1 protein-coding gene and 1 pseudogene are annotated in these 314 nt (G+C 68.5%); both read right to left on the minus strand.

Translation table 11 applies throughout. The annotated features are described in order from the left end of the window. The coding region (locus tag CCN39_RS49965; protein WP_143264519.1) for a 3-hydroxyacyl-CoA dehydrogenase NAD-binding domain-containing protein at nucleotides 1–83 on the minus strand (83 nt) is incomplete at its 3' end. Between the two features lie 127 nt (nucleotides 84–210). After that, nucleotides 211–314: pseudogene (locus CCN39_RS52495) on the minus strand (DUF3073 domain-containing protein); the annotation flags it as partial.

Consider the following 314-nt stretch of genomic DNA (forward strand, 5'->3'; position numbering starts at 1 on the left):
ACGTCCAGCCCGGACCGCGCGTGCACCTCGGCGATGCCGGACCCCATGAGGCCCGCCCCGACGACTCCAACCCGACTTACCACCGGCTCACTCCTTCGTCCGCTTCGCGAACCCGCACGCCCTGTTCGGACAGCATTGTGGGCAGCATGCAGCGCGCGAGGGCGGTCGCCGGGTGGTGCCCCGGCTACGCCCTCGCGCGGTTACGCGTGCTCAACGACGGTACTCGTCGTACCCGTCGTCGTACGGGTCTTCATACCGGCTGTCGGCAGGGTCCTCGTGGTGGTTGTCACTGGAGGAGTTACTCGACAGCTCGC

This window comes from Amycolatopsis kentuckyensis, from assembly GCF_002155975.1.
GTDB lineage: Bacteria > Actinomycetota > Actinomycetes > Mycobacteriales > Pseudonocardiaceae > Amycolatopsis > Amycolatopsis kentuckyensis.